The organism is Streptomyces cyaneochromogenes, assembly GCF_003963535.1.
Taxonomy (GTDB): Bacteria; Actinomycetota; Actinomycetes; order Streptomycetales; family Streptomycetaceae; genus Streptomyces; species Streptomyces shaanxiensis.
In genome coordinates this window covers 9,241,728-9,265,635 of sequence record NZ_CP034539.1, presented here as the reverse complement: position 1 = coordinate 9,265,635, position 23,908 = coordinate 9,241,728, and the positions used below count along the sequence as shown (strand labels likewise).

Below are 23,908 nucleotides of genomic sequence, written 5' to 3'. Positions count from 1 at the left end.
TGGTGGCTCAGAAGTCGTCGAAGTCGTTCTCGAAGTCGTCGATGTCCTCCTGGGTCAGTTCGACCAAGGGGAGGTCCGACGGGGTGAGACCGCCGGCCGGGGAGTCGCCGGCGTGCCGGGCGAGACCGCGCAGGGCGCGCTCCCACAGGCCGAGCAGGTCCTGTGCCTCGGACTCGGTCAGGAACCCGTCCGGCCAGGAGGCGGAGACGTGCAGCCGGACACCGCTCGCCTCCTCGACGGCCACGGCGTTGATCTCCAGACCGAAAGCGGCGGACTGCCGGCCTGCGGCGGAGCCGCTGTGGGACGCGGTCGGCGGCGGCACCCGCAGCATGGGGGCCTCGGGAGCCAGTTCCCAGGGCTCGTCCGCCGCGCCGGACGCGGTGAAACGGCCCAGGTAGTTGAAGAGGACCTGCGGTTGCGGAAGCTTCTCCAGGGCGGGTGCGGTGTCCGGGTTGAGGTGGCGCAGGAGGCCGTATCCGAGGCCGTGGTCCGGTACGGCGCGCAGTTGTTCCTTGATCCGCTTGAGCGCCGTGCCCGCCGCGGGCCCACCGGAGAGGGCCTCGTCGAGGTCGAGCGGGCCGGGGTCGACACCGGCCGGGTAGAACGTGGTGAACCAGCCGACCGTGGCCGACAGATCGACGCCCTCGGCGATGCCCTCCTCGCGTCCGTGGCCCTCCAGGCCGACGAGCAGCGAACGGCCGGTCAGGTCGCCGCGCCGCTCCCGCCAGGCCGCCACGGCCAGGGCGAGGGCGGTGAGCAGGACGTCGGGGGCGGCGGCGTGATAGGCGGCGGGGACGGAGGTCAGCAAGGGGACCGTGATGTCGTCCAGGAGGACGAGGGTGTGGTCGCGCAACGGGGCGCCGGTGTCCGGTGTGCGCTCGATCAGCGGACGCCCGTTCTCCAACGCCTCGGTCCACCAGGGTAGTTCGCGCACCCGCGCCGGTTTGCGGGCCTCCTCGCCGAGGAGCCCGCTCCAGGTTCGGAAGGAGGTGCCGGTACGGGGTACGGCCCGGCCGGGCCGACCGGACTGCCATGCCTCTGCCAGGTCGGAGGTGATGATCCGCCAGGACACGCCGTCGACGACCAGGTGGTGTGCCACCAGGAGCAGCCGCCCGGCGTCTTCGAACCAGACGGCCTGGAGCATGCGTCCTGCCGCCGGGTCGAGTCGGGCCACGGCGGCGGCGAGCTGATCGTCGAGTGCCGCGTCCCGGACGCGACTGAGCAGGCCGCTCGCACGCACCGTTCCTTCGGCGGGCACGACCAGTCGGTTCGTCAGTCGGGCCCGGAGTACGTCGTGGCGGTCCAGCACCGCTTGGAGTACTTCGACGGCGGTGTCGTGGGTGAGGTCCGGGGGCGTCACGAGCAGGACCGCCTGGGCGAGGCCGCCGTAGGAACCGTCGGGGCCGGCCGTCCAGCGCATGACCGGGGTCAGCTCCGCCTCGCCGACCGGCTCGTCGACGAGGCCGGTGCCGGCCGGCCCGGCGGCGACGGCGAGACCGGCAGGCGTCGGCGTCTGGAAGACGTGCCGGGGGCTCAGGGCGATACCGGCCTTGCGGGCCAGGGTCACCAGGCGGATGGAGACGATGCTGTCGCCGCCGAGCTCGAAGAAGTTGTCGTCGACGCCGACGCGCCCGAGCCCGAGGACGGAGGCGAACAACTCGCACAGCAGCCGCTCGCGTTCGCCCGCCGGCTCCCGTGCCGGTGCGCTGGAGGACGTGGTCTCGGGCGCGGGCAGGGAGCGGCGGTCGACCTTGCCGGAGGGCAGCAGCGGGAAGGCGTCCAGGGCGGTCAGCGTGCGGGGCACCATGTGCTCGGGCAGCCGTTCCCGGAGCCAGTCGTGCAGGTCACCGAGGACGTCGGCGGCGAGGTAGTACCCGGCGAGCTGCTTGACGCCAGGGGCGTCCTCCCGGATCACCACGACACCGCGCCGCACACCGGGATGCTGTTCGAGGATCGCCTCGATCTCCTCCAGCTCGACCCGCATGCCGCGGATCTTCACCTGATTGTCGGCGCGGCCGAGGAACTCCAGGGTGCCGTCGCGCTGCCACCGCACCAGGTCGCCGGTGCGGTAGAGCCGCTCGCCGGGCGGGCCGAACGGGTCGGCCACCCAGTGGTCGGCGGTGCGGCGAGGGTCGTTGACGTAGCCGCGGCCGAGATAGACGCCGCCGGCGTACAGCTCCCCCGGCACCCCGACCGGCACCGGCTGCAGCCGGTCGTCGAGGACGTGGAGCCGGGTGTTGCCGTTGGGCCGCCCGATGGAGACGGCGCTGCGGATCGCGCCAGTGCGGTAGACGACATGGCTGACGCCGATGGTGGCCTCGGCCGGACCGTACCCGTGGTACATCACCGCGGGGCTCGCGGCGCGGAAGCGGGCGAACAGTTCGGGGGTGAGCACCTCGCCACCGCACCAGACGTGCTTGAGGGAGGCGGCCCGCCGGGCGAAGCCGTCCAGTTCCAGCAGCAGGTCGAGCATCGAGGAGACGAGGTAGGTGAAGGTGACCCGGTGCCGTTCGACCGTGTCGAGGAGATAGTCGACGTCGCGTTCGCCGCCCGGCTCGGCGACCACCACCCTTCCGCCGTTCACCAGCGGCAGGAAGATCTCGTTGATGGAGATGTCGAAGCCGAGCGGCGCCTTGAACAGGGCCGCGTCGTCGGTGCCGAAGCCGAGCAGGCCGCGCTGCCACAGCAGCCGGTGCGCGATGGCCCGGTGGCGGATCATGGCGCCCTTGGGGACGCCGGTGGAGCCGGACGTGTAGATGACGTAGGCGAGGCCCTCGGGATCGACGGGGACGGCCGGGTTCTCCGGGTCCTGCGGGCCCTCCAGGCGCACCTCCAGGAACGGCGGCGCGTCGTCCCCGAGGGCCGATCCGTCACCCGGCCTGCCCAGCACCGCCGTCAGCGCCGCGCTCCGGCACACCTCTGCGACCCGGCGCGCCGGCCAGGACGGCTCCAGCGGGACGAACGCCCCGCCCGCCTTCAGCACGGCGAGCAGTCCCACGACCATCTCCACCGAGCGCTCCAGATGGATGCCGACGCAGCGCTCGGGCCCGACGCCCAGTGAGGTGAGCTGCCGGGCGAGGGCGTTGGCGCGGGCGTTGAGCTCGGCGTACGTCAGTCGCGTGCCGCCCTCGATGCCGTACTCCACGGCGGGGAGGTCAGGGGTCCTGGCCGCCTGCTCCTCGACCAGTGCGGTCAGGGTGGTGGCCGGCACGGGGTGCGCGGTGTCGTTCCACTCCCCCAGCATCCGGGCGCGCTCGCGCGGGGTGAGGACGTCGGCCAGGGCGACCGGCAGATCGGGCCGCCGGGCCAGCTCGCCGACCAGCCGTACGAACCGTTCGGCCATGTCCTGGGCGGATTCACGGTCGTACAGGTCGAGGCTGTGGACGAGCGAGCCGGTGATACCCGCGCCGTCGGCCCGTTCGAAGACGTGGAAGGCGAGGTCGGTCTTCGCGGTGTGGAAGTCGACGCGCAGCTCGCTGAGCGTCAGGCCCGCGAAGTCCCGTGCTTCGTCCGGAGCTTGCTGATGGGCGAGCATCACCTGGAACAGCGGATGCCGGCCCATCTGGCGGGTGGGAGCGAGCGCGTCCACGAGCCGTTCGAACGGCAGGTCCTGGTGGGCGTACGCGTCCACGTCGGTCTCGCGCACCCGGGCGAGCAGCGCACGGAACGTCGGGTCGCCCGAGACGTCGGTGCGCAGCACCAGGGTGTTGACGCAGAGGCCCACGAGATCGTCGAGGGCGGCGTCGCCCCGTCCGGCGACGGGCGTGCCGAGGGGGATGTCGTCCCCGGCTCCCAGGCGGCGGAGCAGGACCGCCAGGGCGGCCTGGAGTGCCATGAAGACCGTGCCGCCGGCTTCCGCGGCCAGGTCCCGCAGTGTCGCGTGGACCTCCGCGTCGAGGGAGAAGTCCACGGCGCCGGCCCGGTACCCGGCGACGGCCGGGCGGGGCCGGTCGACGGGCAGCTGGAGTTCCTCGGGCGCTCCCTCCAACTGACGTGACCAGTAGTTCAGTTGGACCTTGGTCACCTCGCCGTCTTGGAGCAACTGCCGCTGCCACAGCGTGTAGTCGGCGTACTGCGCGGCGAGCGGAAGCCATACGGGGCGATCACCTCGCGCCCTGGCCGCGTAGGCCGTCTCCAGGTCCCGCAGCAGGGGCTCCGCCGACCAGCCGTCGGTGGCGATGTGGTGGACGAGGAGGAGCAGGACGTGTTCGTCGGGGGCGAGGCGGTACAGCGTGGCGCGTACGGGTATCTCGGCGTCCAGGGCGAACGCGTACGCGGCCGCCTCACGCAGCAGCCCGTCGATTTCCCCGGCCCCGGCAGGCACGACCTCGAAGGGTACGGGCGCGTCGGCCAGGACCCGCTGGAAGGGCGTGCCGTCGTCGTCCGGGAAGACCGTGCGCAGCGCCTCGTGGCGGGCCACGACGTCATGCAGGGCGGCTCGGAGTGCGTCCGTGTCGAGGTGCCCGGTGAGGCGTACGGCGGTGTGGATGTTGTACGTCGGGCTCGGCCCCTCCAGCCGGTACAGGAACCACAGCCTGGCCTGGGCGGAGGAGAGGGGCACCGGGTCCGGTCGCCGGACCGGCCCCAGCGCTGGGCGTCGCTCGGCGGGCGGTGCCTGCAGGAGCGGGGCGAGCGCGGCCACGGTCGGTGTGTCGAAGACCGCCCGCAGGGGGACCACGGCCCCGAGCTCGGCCCGGATGCGGGCGATCAGGCGTGTGGCCAGGACGGAGTGGCCGCCGAGGGCGAAGAACTCGTCGTGGATGCCGACGGAGGGCAGCCCGAGCAGATCGGCGAACAGGGCGCTCAGGGCCGCCTCCGCCTCGGTGCGGGGGGCCGTGGCGGTGGTGAGGCCGGAGAGGTCGGGGGCGGGCAGGGCCGCGCGGTCGAGTTTGCCGTTCGGGGTCAGGGGCAGCTCGTCGAGGACAACGACGGCCGCGGGCAGGAGGTGCTCGGGGAGCGTCGCCTTGAGGTCCTGCCTGATCCGCAACGGCTCCAGGACGGCGCCGGGGTGGGGCACGGCGTACGCCACCAACCTCGGTTCCCCCGGCTGGTCCTGACGTACCGTCACCGCCGCCTGGGACACTCCGGGCAGCGCGGCCACGGCGGCCTGGGTCTCGCCCGGTTCCACGCGGAAGCCGCGGATCTTGACCTGGTCGTCGGTCCGGCCGAGGAACTCAAGCGCCCCTTGCGCGGTCCAGCGCACCAGGTCGCCGGTGCGGTAGAGGCGGGCGCCGGGCGGACCGTACGGGTCGGCGACGAAGCGGTCGGCGGTCAGGCCGGGGCGGCGGAGGTAGCCGCGGGCCAGTTGGGTGCCGCCCAGGTAGAGCTCGCCCGGGACGCCCGGGGGCACCGGGCGCAGGGACGCGTCCAGCACGAGGGTGCGGGTGTTCCACACCGGGCGGCCGATCGGTACGGAACCGGCGGCGGACCTGGTCCCCTCGGAGCACGGCCAGGCGGTGACATCGACGGCGGCCTCTGTGGGGCCGTACAGGTTGTGCAGTTCGGTTCCGGGCAGCGATGCGGCGCAGCGCTCGGCGAGTTCGGAGGGCAGCGCCTCCCCGCTGCACACGATCCTGCGCAGGGCGCCGCGCACCTGCCCGGCGGCGGGGTCGTCGAGGAAGACGCGCAGCATCGAGGGCACGAAGTGCGCGGTCGTGACCCGCCGGTCGCGGATCAGCTCGGCGAGGTAGCCGGGGTCACGGTGGCCGCCGGGTCGGGCGAGGACGAGCACGGCCCCGGTGATCAGCGGCCAGAAGAACTCCCAGACCGAGACGTCGAAGCTCGCCGGTGTCTTCTGCAACACGCGGTCCTCGGGGCCGAGTTCGTACGTCTGCTGCATCCACAGCAGCCGGTTGACGATCCCGGCGTGCGCGACGACGGCGCCCTTGGGGCGGCCGGTGGAGCCGGAGGTGTGGATGACGTAGGCGGGGTGCTCGGGGCGCAGGGGCTGGAGCCGGTCGTCGTCGGTGAGTTCGGCGGAGGCGAAGGCCGCGGCCTGCGCGGCCGTGGTCTCCGTGTCGAGCAGGAGCAGCGGTACCCCTGGGGGCAGTTCCCGCGCGGTCTCGGTGGCGGTCAGCACCAGCGTCGGCGCGGCGTCCTCCACCATGAACGCCAGCCGCTCGGCCGGGTAACCGGTGTCCAGCGGAACGTAGGCGGCACCTGCCTTGAGCACCGCGAGCAGCGCCACCACCAGGTCGGTTCCGCGGTCCAGCGCCACGCCCACCAGGTGCTCGGGACCCACGCCGTGCGAGATCAGCAGCCGGGCGAGGCGGTTGGCGCGGGCGTGGAGGCCGGCGTAGTCGAGGGCGGGCGAGCCGTCGTCGGCGATGAGGGCGGGCGCGGCGGGGGTGCGTGCGGCCTGCTGGGCGAGGAGGCCGGTGAGGTGCGTGGCGGGGACGGGGTGGTCGGTGGCGTTGAAGTCCTCCAGGATCCGGCGTTCCTCGGCCTCGGTCATCAACGGCAGCCGGGAGGTGGCGAGTTCGGGGTCTGCGAGGGCTGCGGCGAGGAGTGTCTCCAGGTGCTGGAGGAGCCGGTCGACGGTTTCCGGGGTGAAGAGGCCGCTGCGGTAGGTGGCCTCGATCCGCAGGCGGCCGCCGGTGAGGAAGGCCTCCAGGGAGAGGTCGAACTGGGTGGTGTCGTTGTGGACGGTCTCCCATGCGGCGCTCACGCCCGGGAGCTGCGGTCCTTCAAGTCCCTGGGTGAGGAAGAGCAGCATGACATCGAAGTAGACGGCGCGGCCCGGCTGCCGTTCCGGCTTCAGTCGCTCCACCAGTTTGTCGAAGGGCATGTCCTGGTGGGCGTATCCGTCCGTGCAGACCTGCTTGACGCGCTCGACGAGTTCGGCGAAGCCGGGGTCGCCGTCGAGGTCGGCGCGCAGGGCGAGGGTGTTGCCGAAGTTGCCGATCAGCTTTTCGAGGCCGGGGAGGTCGCGGTTCATCACGGCCGAGCCGATCGGGATGTCCGTGGCACCGGTGGTGCGGTGCAGCAGGGCCGCCAGGCCCGCGAAGAGCACCATGAAGGGCGTCGCGCCCGCGCCCCGCGCGAAGGAGGTGAGCCGGTCGGTGATGTCGGGGGCGAAGGTGTGGAAGCGACGGTCGCCGTGCGCGGTGGGGCGGGCGGTGCGCGGGGCGTCGGTGGGCAGGGCGAGGGGGCGGGGTGCGGGGACCAGGGTGGAGCGCCAGTGGTCGAGGTGTTCGGCCAGCCGCTCGTCGGTCCAGGTGGTGCGCTGCCAGTGCGCGAAATCGCCGTACTGGAGGGGGAGTTCCTCGAGCCCGGCGGACGGTCCCTCGGTCGCCGCCCGGTAGAGGGCGCTCAGGTCGCGGGAGAGGGCGTTGAACGTTCCGCCGTCCCAGGCGATGTGATGGACCGTCAGGACGAGGGTGTGGTCGTGCTCCGCGCGTTGGATCAGCAGGGTGCGCATGGGGTGGTCGGCGGCGAGGTCGAAGGGCGTCGCCGAGGCGGTCCGGGCCAGTTCCGCCGTCCGGCGGTCCCGCTCCTCCTCCGGCAGCCCGCGCAGGTCGGTCGTGCCGAACTCGACCTCCGCCTCGGCGTCGACGATCTGCTCGGCAGTGCCGTCCTCGGCGGCCGGGTAGCGGGTGCGCAGTATCTCGTGCCGGTCGATCAGACCTTGCAGGGCCGTGCGCAGGCCCGCCGGGTCGAGCGGGCCGCGCAGGCGGATGGCGAGGCAGACGTTGTAGGCGGGGCTGGCCGGGTCGAGCTGCTGGAGCAGCCACATCCGGGACTGGGCGTACGACAGCGGCAGCCTGGGCGTGTCCGCGGGCCGGGGCGGAATGCGTTCGGAGCGGGCCGCGGCGTCGGCCAGGCCGGCGCTCTCCAGCCTGCGGCGCAGCAGTTCGCGCTTGCGTGCGGCGAGGTCGGCGGTGGGGGTCTGCGTCACTGGTCTCCGCCTTTCGGGAGCGGTTCGCCCGTCAGCAGCAGTTCGAGGGAGGTGGTCCACAGCGCGGCCAGCCGTTGGATCTCGGCCTCCGTGAAGAGCCGTTCCGGCCACTGCCAGCACACCGAGAGGTCCGTCCCGGTGATCACGGCGTCGACGACGAGGGCGTACGGGGCGGGCATGTCGGGGTCGGCTCCGCTGCCCATGGCCCCGGTCTCGGGTGCGCTCGTGAACACGGCGGCCTCGCCGTGCTCACCGACCCCCATCCGGCCCAGGTAGTTGAACTGGATCTGCGGATCCGGGAATGGGGAGAGCTGCTCCGCGGTCTCCGGGTTGAGGTGGCGGAGCAGGCCGTAGCCGATCCCCTTGTCGGGCAGGGCGGCCAGTTGGTCGCGGATCCGGCGTACCCGGTCCGCGGCGGGCGGGGCGCCGGGATCCAGCCGGACCGGGAAGACGCTGGTGAACCAGCCGAGGGTGCTGGAGAGGTCGGCGCCGGGGAGGAGGTGCTCCTCGCGGCCGTGGCCCTCCAGGGCGATGAGGACGGAAGGGTCGGGGGCGCTTCGCCAGGACGGCACGGCGAGTGCCAGCGCGGTCAGCAGCACCTCCTGGACGGAAGCGGTGGTCAGCGGTGCGGTGATGTCCGGGCCCAAGGTGGTCCAGTGCCTGCGGATCGTCGCCCTGGTGTCCAGAGCCGGGTCCAGTGGTCCGACGCCCAGGGGTGCCGCGGGGCGGTCCAACATCCCCTTCCAGAGGGCGAGTTCGGCGGAGCGCTCCCGCGCGAGGCCCTGCAGCGCCTGCGCCCACTCACGGAAGGACGTGCCGCGCGGTGACAGCTCCCCGCCCTCCCAGGCGGCGGCCAGGTCGGCGACCAGCACGCCCCAGGACGCCGCGTCGGTCACCAGGTGGTGCAGCACGACCAGAAGCCGCCCCTCGCGACCGCTGCCGGCGTCGAACCACAGGAACCGCGCCATCGCGCCGGACGCCGGGTCCAGCTCGGCCACCAGCTCGTCGAACGCCTCCGGCACGAGCGTGCCGATCGCCGTGTGGTCCAGCCGCTCGGCGTCGATGCGCCGTACGCAGTCGGCGGCGCGGGCCGAACCCGCGGGCGCGGCCTCGAAACGCCAGGACCCGTCCCCAGCCTGGGCGAAGACGGAGCGCAGCAGGTCGTGCCGGTCCAGTACGGCCTGGACGGTGCGGTGCAGCCCGTCGAGGTCCATGGCGGGCGGAGTCCGCAGGAAACGCGCCTGGCTGAGGGACCGGAACGGGCCGCCCTGCTGGGTGAGCCACGTCAGGATCGGAGTGAGCGGGATGTCGCCGGTTCCCGCGTCCGGGTCGGCGACGCGGCGTTCGGCGCCGCCCGCGCGCTGTCCCTCCTCCACCCGTTCGGCGAGTTCAGCGATCGTGGGCCGCTCGAACACATCACGCGGCGAGATCGCCAGCCCGGCCGCCCGCGCCTGGCTGACCAGCCGCATCGACACGATGCTGTCGCCGCCCAGCACGAAGAAACTGTCGTGCACTCCTACCGCGTCCAGCCCGAGCACCTCGGCGAACAGCGTCGCGAGCCGCTCCTCGACCGGGTTCCGGGGCGGCTGCGCGGCCGGCCCGGCGGACCGGGACGGCGCCGGAAGGGCCGCGGTGTCCAGCTTGCCGTTGAGCGTGAGCGGGAAGCCGTCCACCGGGACGAACGCCGACGGCACCATGTAGTCGGGCAGTACGGCGGCCAGGGCCCGGCGCAGCAGCTCCGGGGTCTCCTCGGTCGGCGGGGCGGACAGGATGACGTACGCGACGAGGCGCCGTACGCCCGGGGTGTCCTCGCGGACGACGACCGCCGCCCGCTCGACCGGCTCCTGCTCCAGCAGGACCGCCTCGATCTCGCCGGGTTCGATCCGGTAGCCCCTGATCTTGACCTGGTCGTCGACCCGGCCCAGGCACTCCACCAGGCCGTCCTCGGTCCAGCGGGCGATGTCGCCGGTGCGGTACATGCGGGCACCGGGGTCGCCGCAGAAGGGGTCGGCGACGAAGCGGGCCGCTGTCGGGCCCGGTTGGCCGAGGTAGCCGCGGGCCAGGCCGGCGCCCGCCACGTACAGCTCGCCCTCGACGCCGACGGGGACGGGATTGAGGTGACCGTCCAGGATGTACAGGGTGCCGCCCGCCACGGGGCGGCCGATCGCGGGCCGCTCGCTGTGCGCGAGGTCGCAGTCCGCGGAGTCGACGGTGCATTCGGTGGGGCCGTAGAGGTTGTGCGCGGCGAGGCCGTCCGTCTCCCGCAGGGTGCGCCACAGGTCGGGCGGCACGGCCTCGCCGCCGACGCCGAGCACCTTCAGGTCGGCCTGCCAGTCTCCGCCCTGGGCGACCAGTTCGCCGAGCAGGGAAGGGGACAGTTCGATGAACTCGATGCCGTTGTGGGCGAGGAAGTCGCGCAGGGCACCGGGGTCGCGGCGGACGTCCTCCGGGACCATGTGCAGTTCGTGTCCGGCGAACATCCACAGCATGGGCTGCCAGGAGGCGTCGAAGGCGATGGGCCAGGCGTGGCCCACCCGGAGTGGGCCGCCGCCGGTTTTCCGCAACGCCGGGGTGTGCAGGGCGGCGTTGTGGGCGGCGTAGAGGTTGACGATGGATCGCTGCGGGATGACTGCGGCCTTGGGGCGGCCCGTGGAGCCCGAGGTGTAGATGACGTAGGCGGGGTGTTCGGGGAGGAGGGGGGTTGAGCGGTCGGTGTCGGTGAGGTTGGAGGCGGGGGTGTGCGCGAGGCGCCGACGGGTGTCGGGGGCACTGAGGAACAGGCAGCGATCGGGTGGGAATGCCGGGTGGCGGCTGCGGGTTGTGTGTGGCTGGTCGCGCCCACGCGGCGGAGCCGCATATGTCACAGCCCCGCGCCCCTTTGGCGGCGTCGCAGTCGTCGTTGTTATGAGCGCCACCGGACTCGCGTCCACCAGCATCCCGGCAATCCGCTCCTCCGGCCACGCAGGATCCAGCGGCAAGTAGGCCGCACCCGCCTTCTGGATTGCCAGGAGCGCGATCATTGTGTCCGGCGTCGCAGGCAGGGCGAATGCGACAATCTGCTCCGGGCCTGCGCCCAACTCGACCAGTAGCCGGGCGAGTTGGTTTGCCGCGCTGTTCAACTCCGTGAATGTAAGGCTTTGCCCGTCCCCGACCACCGCCACCGCGTCCGGCGTACGAGCCGCCTGTGCCTCGAACACCTCGGGCATCGTGCGGTACGGCACCGGCAGCCGCTCCCCCACCCCGCCCGCCAGCAGCGCGACGCGCTCCTCAGGCGCGAGGACGTCCAGCGCGGCCAGAGGGACATCCGGGGCGGTCAGGACTGCGTGCAGAAGGCGCTCGAAGCGGTCTGCCAGCTGCTGCACGCCCGGACGGTCGTAGCAGTCCGGGCGGAACTCGAAGACGACGCTGAGCTGTTGCTCGGCCAGCACCGCCAGGGTCAGCGGGTAGTGGGTGGCACCCGAGCCCTTGACCTCGACGATGTGCAGCCCGGCGTTCGCCTCGGCCTCGGCGACCGCCGACTCGTCGATCGGGTAGTTCTCGAAGACGAGGAGAGTGTCGAAGAGGTCGCCCGCACCGGCGGTGCGCTGGATCTCGGTGAGGCCGAGGTGCTGATGGTCCATCAGCCTGGCCTGCTCGTCCTGCAGTCGGCGCAGGAAGGCGCCCGCGCGCTCGCCGGGCGGTACGGTCACCCGGACCGGGACCGTGTTGATGAACAGGCCGATCATCGACTCCGCACCGGCCAGGTCGGCGGGCCGGCCGGCCACGGTCGCCCCGAAGACCACGTCGTCGCGGCCCGTCAGCCGCGCCAGCAGCAGGGCCCACAGCCCCTGTACGACCGTGTTCACGGTGACGCCCCGGCTGCGGGCGAACTCCTGCACCCGGCCCGTCAGTTCCTCGGTCAGCCGCAGGGTGTGCAGCTCCGGCGGCACCGGGACCAGTCCGGCAGCCGCAGGAGCCAGCACAGTGGGCGACGCCCCAGCCAGCGCCTCGCGCCAGGCCTCGGCGGAGGCCTCGCGGTCGCGGGAGGCGAGCCAGGCGAGAAAGTCGCGGTACGGCCGTACGGCGGGCAGGGGGGCCGTGGAACCGGGAGCGAGCTGGGCCGCGTACAGCTGGAGGAGTTCGCGGACGAGAAGGGGGATGGACCAACCGTCCAAGAGGAGGTGGTGGTTGGTGATGACCAGCAGCCAGCGGTCGGCGGCGCGGCGTACGAGCGTCAGGCGCAGCAGGGGCGGGTCGGTGAGGTCGAAGCGCGCGGTCGCGTCCTCGGCGATCAGCCGGGCCACCTCCGCCTCCCCCGTGACGTCCCCCTCCCCCGTGACGTCCCCCTCCCCCGTGACGTCCGCCTCGACCCAGTTCACGGGCACCTGCTTGAGGACGACCTGCACCGGTTCGTCCAGTTCCTCGTGCAGGAAGGCGCCGCGCAGGTTGGCGTGCCGGGCGAAGAGTTCCTCGGCGGCGGTGCGCAGCAGGGCGGGGCGCAGCGGGCCCTCGATCTCCACCAGGGACTGCATGGTGTACACGTCCTGCGCGCCCTCGTCGAACAGGGCGTGGAACAGCAGGCCCTGCTGCAGCGGGGAGAGCGGCAGAACGTCCTCGACCAGGGAACCGTCGTCCCCGGGTGCCTTGCTCATCGAGTCCTCCACCTCGCCTTGACGTTGTCGAGCTGCGACTGGCTGAGTGACACCAGCGGGGCGCCGGTTGGCGTGAACTCCTCGGGCGCGGGGCCGGTTTCGTGGGGCAGGGCCCGGGCGAGCCCGGCCGGGGTGCGGTGGGTGAACACATCACGCGGGGACAGGGCGAGTCCGGCTCTGCGGGCCCGGTCGGCGAGCCGGACCGAGACGATGCTGTCGCCGCCGTGCTCGAAGAAGTCGTCGTGGACGCCGACCCGTTCGAGACCGAGCACCTCCGCGAACAGGCCGCACAGCACCTTCTCCGGTTCGGTGCGGGGCGGCTCGAAGGGGCTGGCGCCGGTGAAGTCGGGGGCGGGCAGAGCCCGGCGGTCCAGCTTGCCGCTGGGGGTGAGCGGCAGGGCGTCGAGGACGACGACGGCCGACGGTACGAGGTGGGCGGGCAGGCGTTCGGCGAGGGCTCGGCGCAGGGTGGCGGGGTCGAGGGCGGGCGAGGGCGACGCACCCCGCGTCGCCTGTGTCCCCGGCGCACCGTGCACCTCTGGCTCACCGTGCACCTCTTGCGCCCCCTGCGCCTTCGGTACCACATACGCCACCAACCGCCGCGGGGCCGCCCCGTCCTCCCGCACCACGACCGCGGCCCGTCCGACCCCCGGCAACGCACGCGCCGCCGCCTCGATCTCGCCCGGCTCGACGCGGAAGCCCCTGATCTTGACCTGGTCGTCGGCCCTGCCGAGGAACTCCACCGTGCCGTCGGCGCGAAGCCTGGCGAGGTCGCCGGTGCGGTAGAGGCGGCTGCCGGGTGGGCCGAAGGGGTCGGCGACGAAGCGTTCGGCGGTGCGGCCCGGTTGGCCGAGGTAGCCGCGGGCCAGGCCGGTGCCCGCCACGTACAGCTCGCCGACCGCGCCGAGGGGAGACGGACGCAGAAACGGGTCGAGGACGTGGACGCGTGTGTTCGCGATCGGTTGTCCGAGCGGGACCGGGCCCTCGCCGCCGTCGTGGAGGTGGACGAGGCTGTCGCCGGCCGCCTCGGAGCAGCCGTAGAGGTTGACCAGTCGTGCCTGCGGCCAGCGTCGGGTGATCGCCTCGGCCAGCTCGCCGGAGAGGGGCTCGCCGCTGGAGATCCACGTCCGGACAGAGGAGAAGGCGTCCGGCGGGGCCGATTCGACGAAGGTGGCGAAGAGGCTGGGGACGGCGGTGAGGAGGGTGGCCCGGTGGCGGTCGGCCAGTGCGGCGAGCGCGGTGGGGTCGCCGGTCGCCTCGTCATCGGCCAGCGCCACCGCCTCGCCCGCGACCAGGGCGCCGAGCAGTTCGGTGAGGCCGTCGATGAAGCTCAGCGGGCTCTTGGAGACACGGACCCCGGCCGGGTCGGCGCCCAGCTCCCGGCCCCAGGCGAGGCGGTTGGCCAGGGCCTGCTGGGTGCCGATCACGCCCTTGGGGCGGCCGGTGGAGCCCGAGGTGAAGATGATGTACGCGGGGTGCTCGGGCGACAACGGCGGTCGCTGTCGTACGGCGGCGGCCTCCGCGTCCGGAGGGCAGGTCAGCTCCCGTTTGATGCCGAGCTGTTGGGCGGTCGGGGCGTCGCAGATCACGAGCCGGGGCTCGGCGTCGTCGAGCATCAGGGCGATGCGGTCGGGCGGGTAGCCGGGGTCGATCGGCATGCAGGCCGCTCCGGCCTTCAGCACCGCGAGGAGCGCGGTGACCAGGTCGGGGGTACGGGGCAGGGCCACGGCGACGACGGACTCCGGCCCGGCGCCCCGTTCGGCCAGTGCCGCCGCCAACCGATCGGCCCGGGCGTCGAGTTCGGCGAAGGTCAGGGTGGTCTCGCCATGGAGGACGGCGGGGGCGTCGGGGGTGCGGGAGGCCTGGTCCTCGAACAGGGCGCGGACGGTGGGGTGCGGGAGAGGGCTCTCGTTCAGGGCGGGCGGTTCGCCCTCCGCCGGGGGCAGGCCGAGCTGCGCGACGGGGGTTGCCGGGCGTGCGATGAAGTCCCGTAGGAGTTTGTCGAGCTGGGCCGCCACGCGGGTCACCGCCGCGTGGTCCAGCACCGTCGGCCGGTGGCTGAGGGTCAGTGTCAGCCGTGCGCCGGGCAAGGCGGTGAGGTTCAGGGGGTAGTGGGTGGCGTCGTGGACCGAGACGCCCGTCATGCGCAGGCCGTCGGGGCCGAGGGCGCGGGCGATGCCGGCGTCGTCGATGGGATAGCTCTCGAAGACCAGCAGGGTGTCGAACAGGACCGTGTGCCCGGCGGCGCGCTGGATGTCGGCGAGGCCGAGGTGCCGGTGGTCGAGCAGTGCGGACTGCTCGGACTGGAGCCGGACGAGCAGGTCCGCGAGCGGTTCCTCGGGACGCAGCCGCGCGCGTACCGGCAGGGTGTTGATGAAGAGGCCGACCATCGACTCGATGCCGGGTACGTCGGCGTCGCGTCCGGAGACGGTGGCGCCGAGGACGACGTCGGTGCGGCCGGTCAGTCTGCCGAGCAGGACGGCCCACAGCCCCTGGAGCACGGTGCTGACGGTGAGACCGTGGGTCCGGGCGGCGGCCGTGAGGGCCTCCGTGTCCTGCTCGGAGAGTTCCCGTACCAGCCGCTCGGGCTCCTCGGCGGGCAGGTCCCGGGCATCAGCGGCGATCAGTGACGGTTCGTCAAGTCCGGCCAACGCGGCCTGCCATGACTGTTCCGCGGCCGTGCGGTCCTGCCGGGCCAGCCAGGCCAGGTAGTCACGGTAGGGCCGCACCCGCGGCAGGGTGTCGGGGCCGCCGTCCGAGGCGTACAGCTGGAAGAGCTCCCGGACCAGGACCGGGGCGGACCAGCCGTCCCAGAGCAGGTGGTGCGAGGAGATCACCAGGCGGTGGTTCAGCTCGTCGAAGGTGACCAGCCTGCACCGCAGCAGCGGCGGCCGGGTCAGGTCGAACCGCTCGGCGCGGTCCTCCGCCAGGAGCCGTTCCAGGGCCGGTTCACGTTCGTCGGGCGGCAGTAAGGACAGGTCGGTGACCTGCCACGGGGTCTTGACCTCGCTCCTGATCACCTGGACCGATCGCCCTGAGCGCTGCGTGCGGAACGCGGCCCGCAGGTTGGCGTGCCGGGCCAGCAGCTTGCCGACGGCCGCGCTCATCCGTTCCCCGTCCAGCGGCCCTTCGAGGCGGAGGGTCATCTGGCCGGTGTAGACGTCGTGGCCCTGTTCGTCGTACAGCGCGTGGAAGACCATCCCCTCCTGCATGGGCGAGAGGGGGAGGACGTCCTCCACGGCAGGGCGGCCGGCCATCAGCCCTCGGCCCTGCGCATGGCCTCGGCCAGGCTGCGCGGGCGCATGTCCGTCCAGTTCCGCTCGATGTACTCCAGGCAGGTCTCCCGGCCGTCGGGGCCGTGCACCGAGGACCAGCCGTCGGGTACGGGGACGAAGTCCGGCCACAGGGAGTACTGGCCCTCGTCGTTGACCAGGACGTGGAAGACACCGTTCGCGTCGTCGAAGGGGTTGGCCATGGCTCAGTTCCTCTCCTGCTCGGCGGCCTGGACCGGCGCGTGGTAGGTGAAGGTGCCGGACACCTGGTCGGCCGCGTCGGGCACGGGCTCGGCGGGGTCGGCGCCGAGCGCGACGATCCGGTTGGCCTTGTCGACGTGGACGACCCGGGGCCGATGGGCGGCGCGCTCGGACTCGTCGAGCGCGGCGAAGGACATGATGATCACCAGGTGTCCGGGGTGGACGAGATGGGCGGCGGCGCCGTTGATCCCGATGACGCCGCTGCCGCGTTCGCCGGTGATGGCGTAGGTGGCGAGTCGGGCGCCGTTGTCGATGTCGACGATCTGGACCGCTTCGCCCTCGACGATGTCGGCGGCCTCCATGAGGTCCTGATCGATCGTCAGCGATCCGACGTAGTGCAGATCTGCCTGGGTGACGGTGGCTCGGTGGATCTTGCCGTTCAGCAAGGTGCGGTGCACCATGACCCCCTGAGGAGACTACTTAGGTGAGGCTAACCTAATTCAACATCGCCGGGTGCGGAAGGACGTGCGGCAGGACCGTCGCCGAAGAACTCCATGAGCACCCGGTTCACTTCGTCCGGGCGCTCCAGGTAGCCGTAGTGTCCGCAGCCCTTGATCTCCTGGTAGACGGCGCCGGGGATGGCGTCGGCGACCTCCCGCCCCAGGTGCGGCGGGAGGATGACGTCGTCCGCGAAGCCGACGACCAGGCAGGGCACGTCGACATCCCGGTAGGCGTCCAGCCGTCCCTCCGGGACGTCGAGGTCCAACTGGGCCCGTACGCCGGGCCCTTGGGGCTGGGGTGAGAACTCGAAGAGCTCCAGCCAGTCCTGGACCCGCCGGTCGTCGTCCAGGGTGGCCGGTGAGAGGTTCTGCAGGGCGCGGACCCAGGCGGTGTAGGCGACCGGCAGGTCCAACCCGCTGTCGTACAGGGCGCGTTCGGCGTTCGTCATCGCGGCGCGCAGGACGTCGGTACGGCCACGGGTGGCCATCAGCACACCCTGCCGGACGAGTTGCGGCCGGGCGAGCATCAGCTCCTGGACGACGTACGCGCCCAGGGAGACGCCGACGAACCGGCACGGCGCGAGACCCAGGTGCTCGGCCAGCCCCGCCGTGTCGGCCACGAGGTCGTCGACGGTGAAGCCGTCCGGGCACTCGTCGGTCGGGGGAACGCCCCGGTTGTGGAAGGTGACGGCCCGGTATCCGGCGTCGACCAGGGCCGGCACCTGATGGAGGTGCCAGGCCCGGCCTCCGGCGGCCTGGCCCATCACCAGGACCACCGGCTCACCCTCGCCGGAGTCCTCGTAGTGGAGCCGGATTCCGTTGATCCGCGCGCTCGGCATGGTTCACCGCCCTGTCGTCCGAGGCCGTGTCGTCAGCTGGTCAGTCGGCTGCCGGAGACGTCTCGGCGGGTGCCGCCCGGTCGCCACCGCCGCCGTCGCCGTCGCCGTCGGGAGGCCGGCTGAGCGTGGCCTTCCGCAGCCCCGGCATCGCCAGGGCCACCGCACCCACGCCCACCAGACAGACCAGCCCTCCGACCACCACGGCCCCGCTGGACGACCCGAGCGCCCTGGCCACCAGGCCCGCCTCGACATTGCCGACGGAGGGCCCCGCGGTGGCCTGGGCAAGCCACAGGCTGCCGACCCGGCCCTGCAGCCGGTCCGGCGTGTAGTGCTGGAGCAGGGCCCGGCGCAGGATCTCCGAGGCGGTGTCGCCGAGGCCGGCCAGGGCCAGGAAGACCAGCGCGAACCACAGATCGGGGCTGAGGCCGAAGCAGGTCATCGCCACGCCCCACACCGCGACCGCGCCGATCAGCGCCCGCCCGGTGTGATGCACCCGGCCGGTCCAGCCGCTGGTCAGCGCGCCGAAGAAGGAGCCGACCGCCGGGGCGGTGTAGAGCAGCCCGACGGTGGACGGGCCGCCGCCGAAGTGCTCGGTGCCGAGTTCGGGGAAGAGGGCGTAGGGCATCGCGAAGACCACCGCGCACACGTCGATCAGCAGCAGTCCGGCCACGACCTGGTTGCCGCGCAGGAAGCGCAGCCCCTCCCCCATCGCCTTCAGCGGGTGCTGCGCCTCGGCGTTCCCCTCGGGGGCGAGCTTCGGCAGCGGGGCAAGCAGGGCGAGTCCCACTACGTATATGGCCGCGTCGATCGCGAAACACCAGGCGACACCTGGGCCTGCCGCGATCACGCCCGCGAGCGACGGCCCGACCATGCCGCCCAGTTGGGCGGTGAGCGTGGTCAGCGCGCCCGCCGCGGCCAGCTGCCCGGGCGCCACCAGGGCCGGAGTCGCGGCCATCAGGGCCGGACCGCCCAACCCGGCGGTGAAGCCCGCCAGCACGGCCGCCACGAAGACGAACCACACCTGCGGGTCGGGCAGCGCCGCGTTCACCGCGAGCCCCGCGATCACCACCGCGGTCACGGCCCGGGTGACGAGCATGACCTTGCGCCGGTCGACCCGGTCGGCGAGCAGCCCGCCCGTGACCAGACCGACCAGCAGCGACAGGCCCAGCACCAGGCTCATCAGACCGACTTGGACCGACGAGCCGGTGAGGTGGTAGATCTGCAGGCTGGCCGCCACCGAGGTGAGGTGGGTGCCCACCATGGAGATCGCCTGGGTGGCGAACATCAGCCTGAAGTCTCTGCTGGAGCGCAACGGCGCTACGTCGACGACCACTTCTCCCAGTCGCACGCCCGCCCCTAACCCTGCGCGGGGACGACGTAGGGAGCGACGCTGCGCAGCTTCTCGCAGGTCTCCTCCAGCTCCCGGGCCGGGGTCGACCCGGCGAGGATGCCGGCGCCGGCCCGCAGCCAGGTGCGGCCGCCCTCCTCGAAGAGGCTGCGCAGCACCAGGGCCGCGTCGAGCGATCCGTCGCTGCCGGCCCGCAGCACGGCCCCGCTGTAGATGCCGCGCGGCTCTTTCTCGAGCCGCGCGATGCAGTCGTACGCCGGGGTCTTGGGGATGCCGGAGGCGGTCACCGCCGGGAACACCGCGCGCAGGGCGTCCCAGGCGGTGGCGGAGTCGGCCAGCAGGCCGTGGACGCTGGACCCGAGGTGCTGCACGCTGCCGCGCCTGCGGACGCTGAGCAGGTCGCGCACCGAGACGGTGCCCGGGCGGCAGACGGTGGCCATCTCCTCCTCGGCGAGTTTGACCGACAGCACGTGTTCGGAGATCTCCTTGGGATCGGCGAGGAGTTCGGCGCGCAGCCGCTCGTCCTCCTGGTCGCCGAAGCCTCTGGCACGGGTGCCCGCGAGCGGCTGGGTGACGACCTCGCCGTCGGCGCTTACCTCGGCGACGGTCTCGGGGCTGAATCCGGCGACCCGGCGCCCGCCGAGGTCCAACAGGAAGGAGCGGGCGGGGGTGTTGTGCGAGCGGCCGTGGACGTAGGTGGCGACGAAGTCGACCGGGAAGGGCACGTCGACGGACCGGGACAGGATGACCTTCTGCAGGTCGGACGTCCGTATCTCCTCGATGGCCTGGGCCACCATGTCCGGGTAGCGGCCCTCGGCGTCCGACACGTCGATGGGGCGGGGTACGGCAGGTGCGTGCGCGTCGGCGCGGCCGAGTAACCCGGTCAGCGCGTCCAGCGTCTCCTGGTCGGCGCTGCGTATCAGAACGCCCCTCTGAGCGAGTCTCACTTCGCTGTGGGGGACCAGCAGATGGAGCAGATCGTCCTCGCCCGCCCGGTCGGGGCGGCCGGCGTGCAGATGGGAGAACTCGAAGGCCATCCAGCCGTAGGCGTTCCAGCCCGCCACGGCCATCCGGCCCAGTTCCTCGTGGACCTGGCGCAGTGGATGCGGCCCGAGCGCGGTCGTGGTCTCCTCGCTGAGCCATCGGCGGCGGATCTCGGAGCGGCCGACCAGGATCTCGCCGAGCACTCCTCCGGCGAACCAGACGTCGCCGTTCTGTTCGTAGATCACGTACTGGTCGAACAAGCCCGACTCCGCCAGCCCTGCCGCCAACTGGACGGAGTCTCCCGGCAGTTCCGTCTCCGCGCTCCGATAACGCAGCAAGGACCTACCTCCCTGGACTTAGGTTAACCTAACCTAATTCACTAAGACCCTAGCCCCCACAGCGCGGCGCCGTCCAGATCACACCTCCAGGCTTGACCCCGTGAATTCCTTAGGCAAGCCTTTCCTAAACAGCAGGCGGGAGTTGAGGATGCTCGACGGTTGGGTGCCCTGGCCAAAGCCGTTGGCCGCGAAGTACCGCGAAGAGGGTTACTGGGAAGGCCGGCCGCTGGACCGGCTGCTGAGGGAGAGCGCCGAGCGGGGACCGAGCCGTACCGCGCTCGTCGACGCCGACGGAAACCGGTGGACGTACGCCGAACTGGACCTGCGCGCCGACCGCATGGCGGCGGGGCTGCGCCGGCTCGGCATCGGTGATGGCGACCGCGTCGTGGTCCAACTGCCCAACACCGGCGCCTTCGTGGTGCTCTTCTTCGCACTGCTGAGGGCGGGCGCGATACCCGTGCTGACCCTGCCTGCGCACCGCGAGAGCGAGATCGTGCATGTCGCCGAGGTGTCCGGCGCCACGGCCTACGCCATCCCCGACCTGCACGACGGCTTCGACCACCGCGCGCTCGCGCGGGCCGCGCGCAAGGCCGTGCCCGGTATCGAGCACGTCCTGGTGGCGGGCGACGCCGCGGAGTTCACCGCGCTCGCCGACGTCGACGCCGACCCGGTCCCGCTGCCCGAGGCCGACCCCGGCGACGTGGCCGTACTGCTGCTGTCCGGCGGCACGACCGGCAAGCCGAAGCTCATCCCGCGCACCCACGACGACTACGCGTACAACGTCCGCGCGAGCGCCGAGGTGTGCGGCTTCGACGGCGACACCGTCTATCTGGTGGTGCTGCCGACCGCGCACAACTTCGCACTGGCCTGCCCCGGTCTGCTCGGCACACTGATGGCGGGCGGCACCGTCGTGCTCTCCCCCACGCCGAGCCCCGAGGACGCGTTCGCGCTCGTCGAGCGGGAGAAGGTCACCGCCACCGCCGTGGTCCCGCCGATCGCGCTGCTGTGGCTGGACGCGGTGGAGTGGGAGGAGGCCGATCTCTCCTCACTGAGCCTGCTTCAGGTCGGCGGCTCGAAGCTGGGCGCCGAGCCCGCCGCCCGGGTCGAACCGGCCCTCGGCTGCACGCTCCAGCAGGTGTTCGGCATGGCCGAGGGCCTGCTCAACTACACCCGGCTCGACGATCCGCCCGAGCTGGTGATCGGCACCCAGGGCCGCCCGATGTCCCCCGCCGACGAGGTGCGCGTCGTCGACGAGGACGACCGTGACGTACCGCCCGGCGAGAGCGGCGAGTTGCTCACCCGCGGCCCCTACACCCTGCGCGGCTACTACCGCGCCGCCGAGCACAACGCCCGCGCCTTCACCACCGACGGCTACTACCGCACCGGCGACCTGGTCCGGATCCTGCCCTCCGGGCATCTCGTCGTCGAGGGCCGGGCCAAGGACCAGATCAACCGGGGCGGCGACAAGATCTCGGCCGAGGAGCTGGAGAACCACATCCTCGCCCACCCGGCCGTGCACGACGCGGCGGTGGTCGGCATGCCCGACGAGACGATGGGCGAGCGCACCTGCGCCTACCTCGTCCCGCGCGGACAGGCCCCGGGCCAGCGGGAGTTGGCCGCTTTTCTCACCGAGCGGGGGGTCGCCGCGTATAAGCTCCCCGACCGGGTGGAGGTCATCGAGACCTTCCCCCGGACCTCGGTAGGCAAGATCGACAAGAAGGCGCTCGGCCGGCTGATCGCCGAACGCCTCCGCGCGGAGGGCATTGGTGGCGACTGAGGCCGGAACGGCCCCTCCCGTACAGACCGACAAGCGCTCCCCCAGGCGCCGCAACTCGACCCGCTCGCTGGCCGTGCTCGGCGCCCTGCTTCTCCTGCTCCTCGCCGCCATGCTCAGCCTCGCGATCGGCTCGCGCGCACTGCCGCCGGCCGTCGTGGTCGACGCGCTGCTCCACGACGACGGCTCGACCGCGGCCTCGGTGATCTGGGACGTCCGCGTGCCGCGCACCCTGGCGGGCGTCGCGGCCGGTGCCGCGCTCGGTGTCGCGGGCGCGCTCATCCAGGCGCTCACCCGCAATCCGCTGGCCGATCCCGGACTGCTCGGCATCAACGCGGGCGCCGCCACCGGAGTCGTGCTGTCCATCACGGTTCTCGGCATCACGAGCCTGTGGGCGTCGGTGTGGTTCGCCATGGTGGGCGCGGTCGTGGCCGGTCTGCTGGTGTACTCGCTGGCCTCGGGCGGTCGCGGCGGCGCGACGCCGGAGCGGCTCGCACTCGGCGGTGCGGTGATCGCCGCCGTGTTCACCGGCATCAGCCAGACGCTGATGCTGCTCGACGCCCAGGCGCTGGACCAACTGCGGTTCTGGAGCGTGGGGTCGCTGGCCCGGGCCAACAGCGAGACGCTGACGACGATCACGCCGTTCGTCGTGGTGGGCCTGTTGCTCGCCCTCGCGCTGGTCCGGCCGCTGAACGCGCTCGCGCTGGGCGACGACGGCGCCCGGGCGCTGGGCGCGCAGGTGGACCGGACCCGCTTCCTGGGCCTGGCGGCCATGACGGTGCTGTGCGGCGCGGCGACCTCGGCCGTCGGACCGCTCGTCTTCGTCGGCCTCGCCGTCCCGCACATCGCCCGCATGATCGTCGGTGCCGACCAGCGCTGGACGCTGCCGCTGTCCCTGCTCCTCGCGCCCGCCCTGCTGCTCTTCGCGGACGTCCTCGGCCGGGTCGCCGTACGCCCCGACGAACTCGACGCGGGCGTGGTGACGGCGGTGGTCGGCGCTCCGGTGTTCATCGCCCTCGTCCGCTACCGCAGGGCGGTGACCGGATGACGGCCCAGGCGCCGGCCCGCACCGGTGCGCGCACTCGTTCGCATGTCGTACGCAGCCGCTCGCACCGTTTCTCCCTGCGGGTGGACGTGCGCGCGGTGACGGTCTGCGTGCTGGTGCTCGCCGCCACCGCCGCGGTCGGCGTCCTCGCGCTCGGCACCGGCGAGTACACGATCTCCCCGGCGGACGTGGTCCGCACGCTGCTGGGCAACGGCAGCCCGCGCACCGACTTCGTCATCAACGACCTCCGGCTGCCCAGGCTGCTGACCGGCATCCTGGTCGGCGCCGCGCTCGGCCTGAGCGGTGCCCTCTTCCAGAGCCTGACCCGCAATCCGCTGGGCAGCCCCGACATCGTGGGCTTCACCTACGGCTCGGCCACCGGGGGCCTGCTGGTCGTCCTGCTCATCGGCGGCACCGGCGGGCAGATCGCCGTCGGCGCGGTGGTCGGAGGCCTCGCCACCGCAGTCCTCGTGTACGTGCTCGCGTGGCGGCAGGGCGTGCACGGCTTCCGGCTGGTGCTCGTCGGCATCGGCGTGAGCGCGCTGCTCCAGGGGGTGAACGCCTATCTGCTGGCCAAGGCCCGCTTCACCCAGGCCGCGCAGGCGATGGTGTGGCTCAACGGCAGCCTCAACGGGCGCAGTTGGGCGGACGCCCGCCCGGCCGCCCTCGGCCTGCTCGTCGTGCTGCCCCTGGTGGCGCTCATCGCGAGCAGGCTGAAGATCATGGAGATGGGGGACGACGTGGCGGGCGGCCTCGGAGTGTCCGTCCAGCGCTCCCGGCTGGTGCTGCTGGTGCTGGCCACCGCGGCCTGTGCCGTGGCCACCGCCGCCGCCGGCCCCATCCCCTTCGTGGCCCTCATCGCCCCGCAGCTGGCCCGCCGGCTCACCCGGGCCCCCGGCCCCAACCTGCTCGCGGCCACCTGCACCGGCGCCTTCCTCATGGTGACGGCGGACTTCGCGTCCCAGCGCATCCACGAGACCGCCCAACTGCCGGTCGGTGTGGTGACCGCGGTCGTCGGCGGGGTGTACCTCGGGCTGCTGCTGCGCCGACAGCGACGGGAGGGGCGGATCTGACCGCCC

At 72.7% G+C, this 23,908-nt stretch carries 11 protein-coding genes; 3 read left to right on the top strand and 8 right to left on the bottom strand.

Features of this window, described 5'->3' with window-relative positions:
- Positions 1-7: 7 nt before the first annotated feature.
- The 8 genes from EJ357_RS41805 to EJ357_RS41770 are packed head-to-tail and all read right to left on the bottom strand — an operon-like array spanning position 8 to position 20,010.
- Positions 8-7,897 (bottom strand): non-ribosomal peptide synthetase, encoded by a 7,890-nt coding sequence (locus EJ357_RS41805; protein WP_126397191.1) that lies wholly within the window; start codon positions 7,895-7,897, stop codon positions 8-10.
- On the bottom strand, positions 7,894-12,528 hold the full coding sequence (locus EJ357_RS41800; protein ID WP_228472771.1) for a non-ribosomal peptide synthetase: 4,635 nt from the start codon (positions 12,526-12,528) through the stop codon (positions 7,894-7,896). The genes EJ357_RS41805 and EJ357_RS41800 overlap by 4 nt, the downstream gene beginning before the upstream one ends.
- Positions 12,525-15,785 (bottom strand): non-ribosomal peptide synthetase, encoded by a 3,261-nt coding sequence (locus EJ357_RS41795; protein ID WP_126397189.1) that lies wholly within the window; start codon positions 15,783-15,785, stop codon positions 12,525-12,527. The genes EJ357_RS41800 and EJ357_RS41795 overlap by 4 nt, the downstream gene beginning before the upstream one ends.
- Entirely contained in the window at positions 15,785-16,003 is a 219-nt protein-coding gene (locus EJ357_RS41790) for an MbtH family protein (RefSeq protein ID WP_126397188.1), read from the bottom strand. The genes EJ357_RS41795 and EJ357_RS41790 overlap by 1 nt, the downstream gene beginning before the upstream one ends.
- A gap of 3 nt (positions 16,004-16,006) precedes the next feature.
- Entirely contained in the window at positions 16,007-16,462 is a 456-nt protein-coding gene (panD, locus tag EJ357_RS41785; RefSeq protein ID WP_407698447.1) for an aspartate 1-decarboxylase, read from the bottom strand.
- A gap of 29 nt (positions 16,463-16,491) precedes the next feature.
- Entirely contained in the window at positions 16,492-17,340 is an 849-nt protein-coding gene (locus EJ357_RS41780) for an alpha/beta fold hydrolase (RefSeq protein WP_126397187.1), read from the bottom strand.
- 40 nt (positions 17,341-17,380) lie between these two features.
- Positions 17,381-18,688 (bottom strand): enterobactin transporter EntS, encoded by a 1,308-nt coding sequence (gene entS / locus EJ357_RS41775; RefSeq protein WP_228472770.1) that lies wholly within the window; start codon positions 18,686-18,688, stop codon positions 17,381-17,383.
- Positions 18,689-18,696: 8 nt separating this feature from the next.
- On the bottom strand, positions 18,697-20,010 hold the full coding sequence (locus tag EJ357_RS41770; protein WP_175647718.1) for a salicylate synthase: 1,314 nt from the start codon (positions 20,008-20,010) through the stop codon (positions 18,697-18,699).
- A 148-nt stretch (positions 20,011-20,158) separates the two neighbouring features.
- Between EJ357_RS41770 and EJ357_RS41765 the strand changes: the two genes are divergently transcribed.
- The 3 genes from EJ357_RS41765 to EJ357_RS41755 are packed head-to-tail and all read left to right on the top strand — an operon-like array spanning position 20,159 to position 23,902.
- Positions 20,159-21,787 carry a (2,3-dihydroxybenzoyl)adenylate synthase gene (locus tag EJ357_RS41765; protein ID WP_126397186.1) on the top strand — a complete coding sequence of 543 codons (1,629 nt, stop codon included), beginning with the start codon at positions 20,159-20,161 and terminating at the stop codon, positions 21,785-21,787.
- Positions 21,777-22,832, top strand: coding sequence for a FecCD family ABC transporter permease (locus EJ357_RS41760; protein ID WP_126397185.1), 1,056 nt, complete (start codon positions 21,777-21,779; stop codon positions 22,830-22,832). Before EJ357_RS41765 ends, EJ357_RS41760 begins: the two co-directional genes overlap by 11 nt.
- A complete protein-coding gene (locus tag EJ357_RS41755) occupies positions 22,829-23,902 on the top strand; it encodes a FecCD family ABC transporter permease (RefSeq protein ID WP_228472769.1) in 1,074 nt (357 codons plus the stop codon). The genes EJ357_RS41760 and EJ357_RS41755 overlap by 4 nt, the downstream gene beginning before the upstream one ends.
- Positions 23,903-23,908: the final 6 nt, after the last annotated feature.

Coding starts and splice junctions, on each gene's coding strand:
- EJ357_RS41795 (WP_126397189.1), bottom strand. CDS start 15,785: ATGGCCGGCCGCCCTGCCGTGGAGGACGTCCTCCCCCTCTCGCCCATG.
- EJ357_RS41780 (WP_126397187.1), bottom strand. CDS start 17,340: ATGCCGAGCGCGCGGATCAACGGAATCCGGCTCCACTACGAGGACTCC.
- EJ357_RS41800 (WP_228472771.1), bottom strand. CDS start 12,528: ATGAGCAAGGCACCCGGGGACGACGGTTCCCTGGTCGAGGACGTTCTG.
- EJ357_RS41790 (WP_126397188.1), bottom strand. CDS start 16,003: ATGGCCAACCCCTTCGACGACGCGAACGGTGTCTTCCACGTCCTGGTC.
- EJ357_RS41765 (WP_126397186.1), top strand. CDS start 20,159: ATGCTCGACGGTTGGGTGCCCTGGCCAAAGCCGTTGGCCGCGAAGTAC.
- panD (WP_407698447.1), bottom strand. CDS start 16,462: ATGGTGCACCGCACCTTGCTGAACGGCAAGATCCACCGAGCCACCGTC.
- EJ357_RS41755 (WP_228472769.1), top strand. CDS start 22,829: ATGACGGCCCAGGCGCCGGCCCGCACCGGTGCGCGCACTCGTTCGCAT.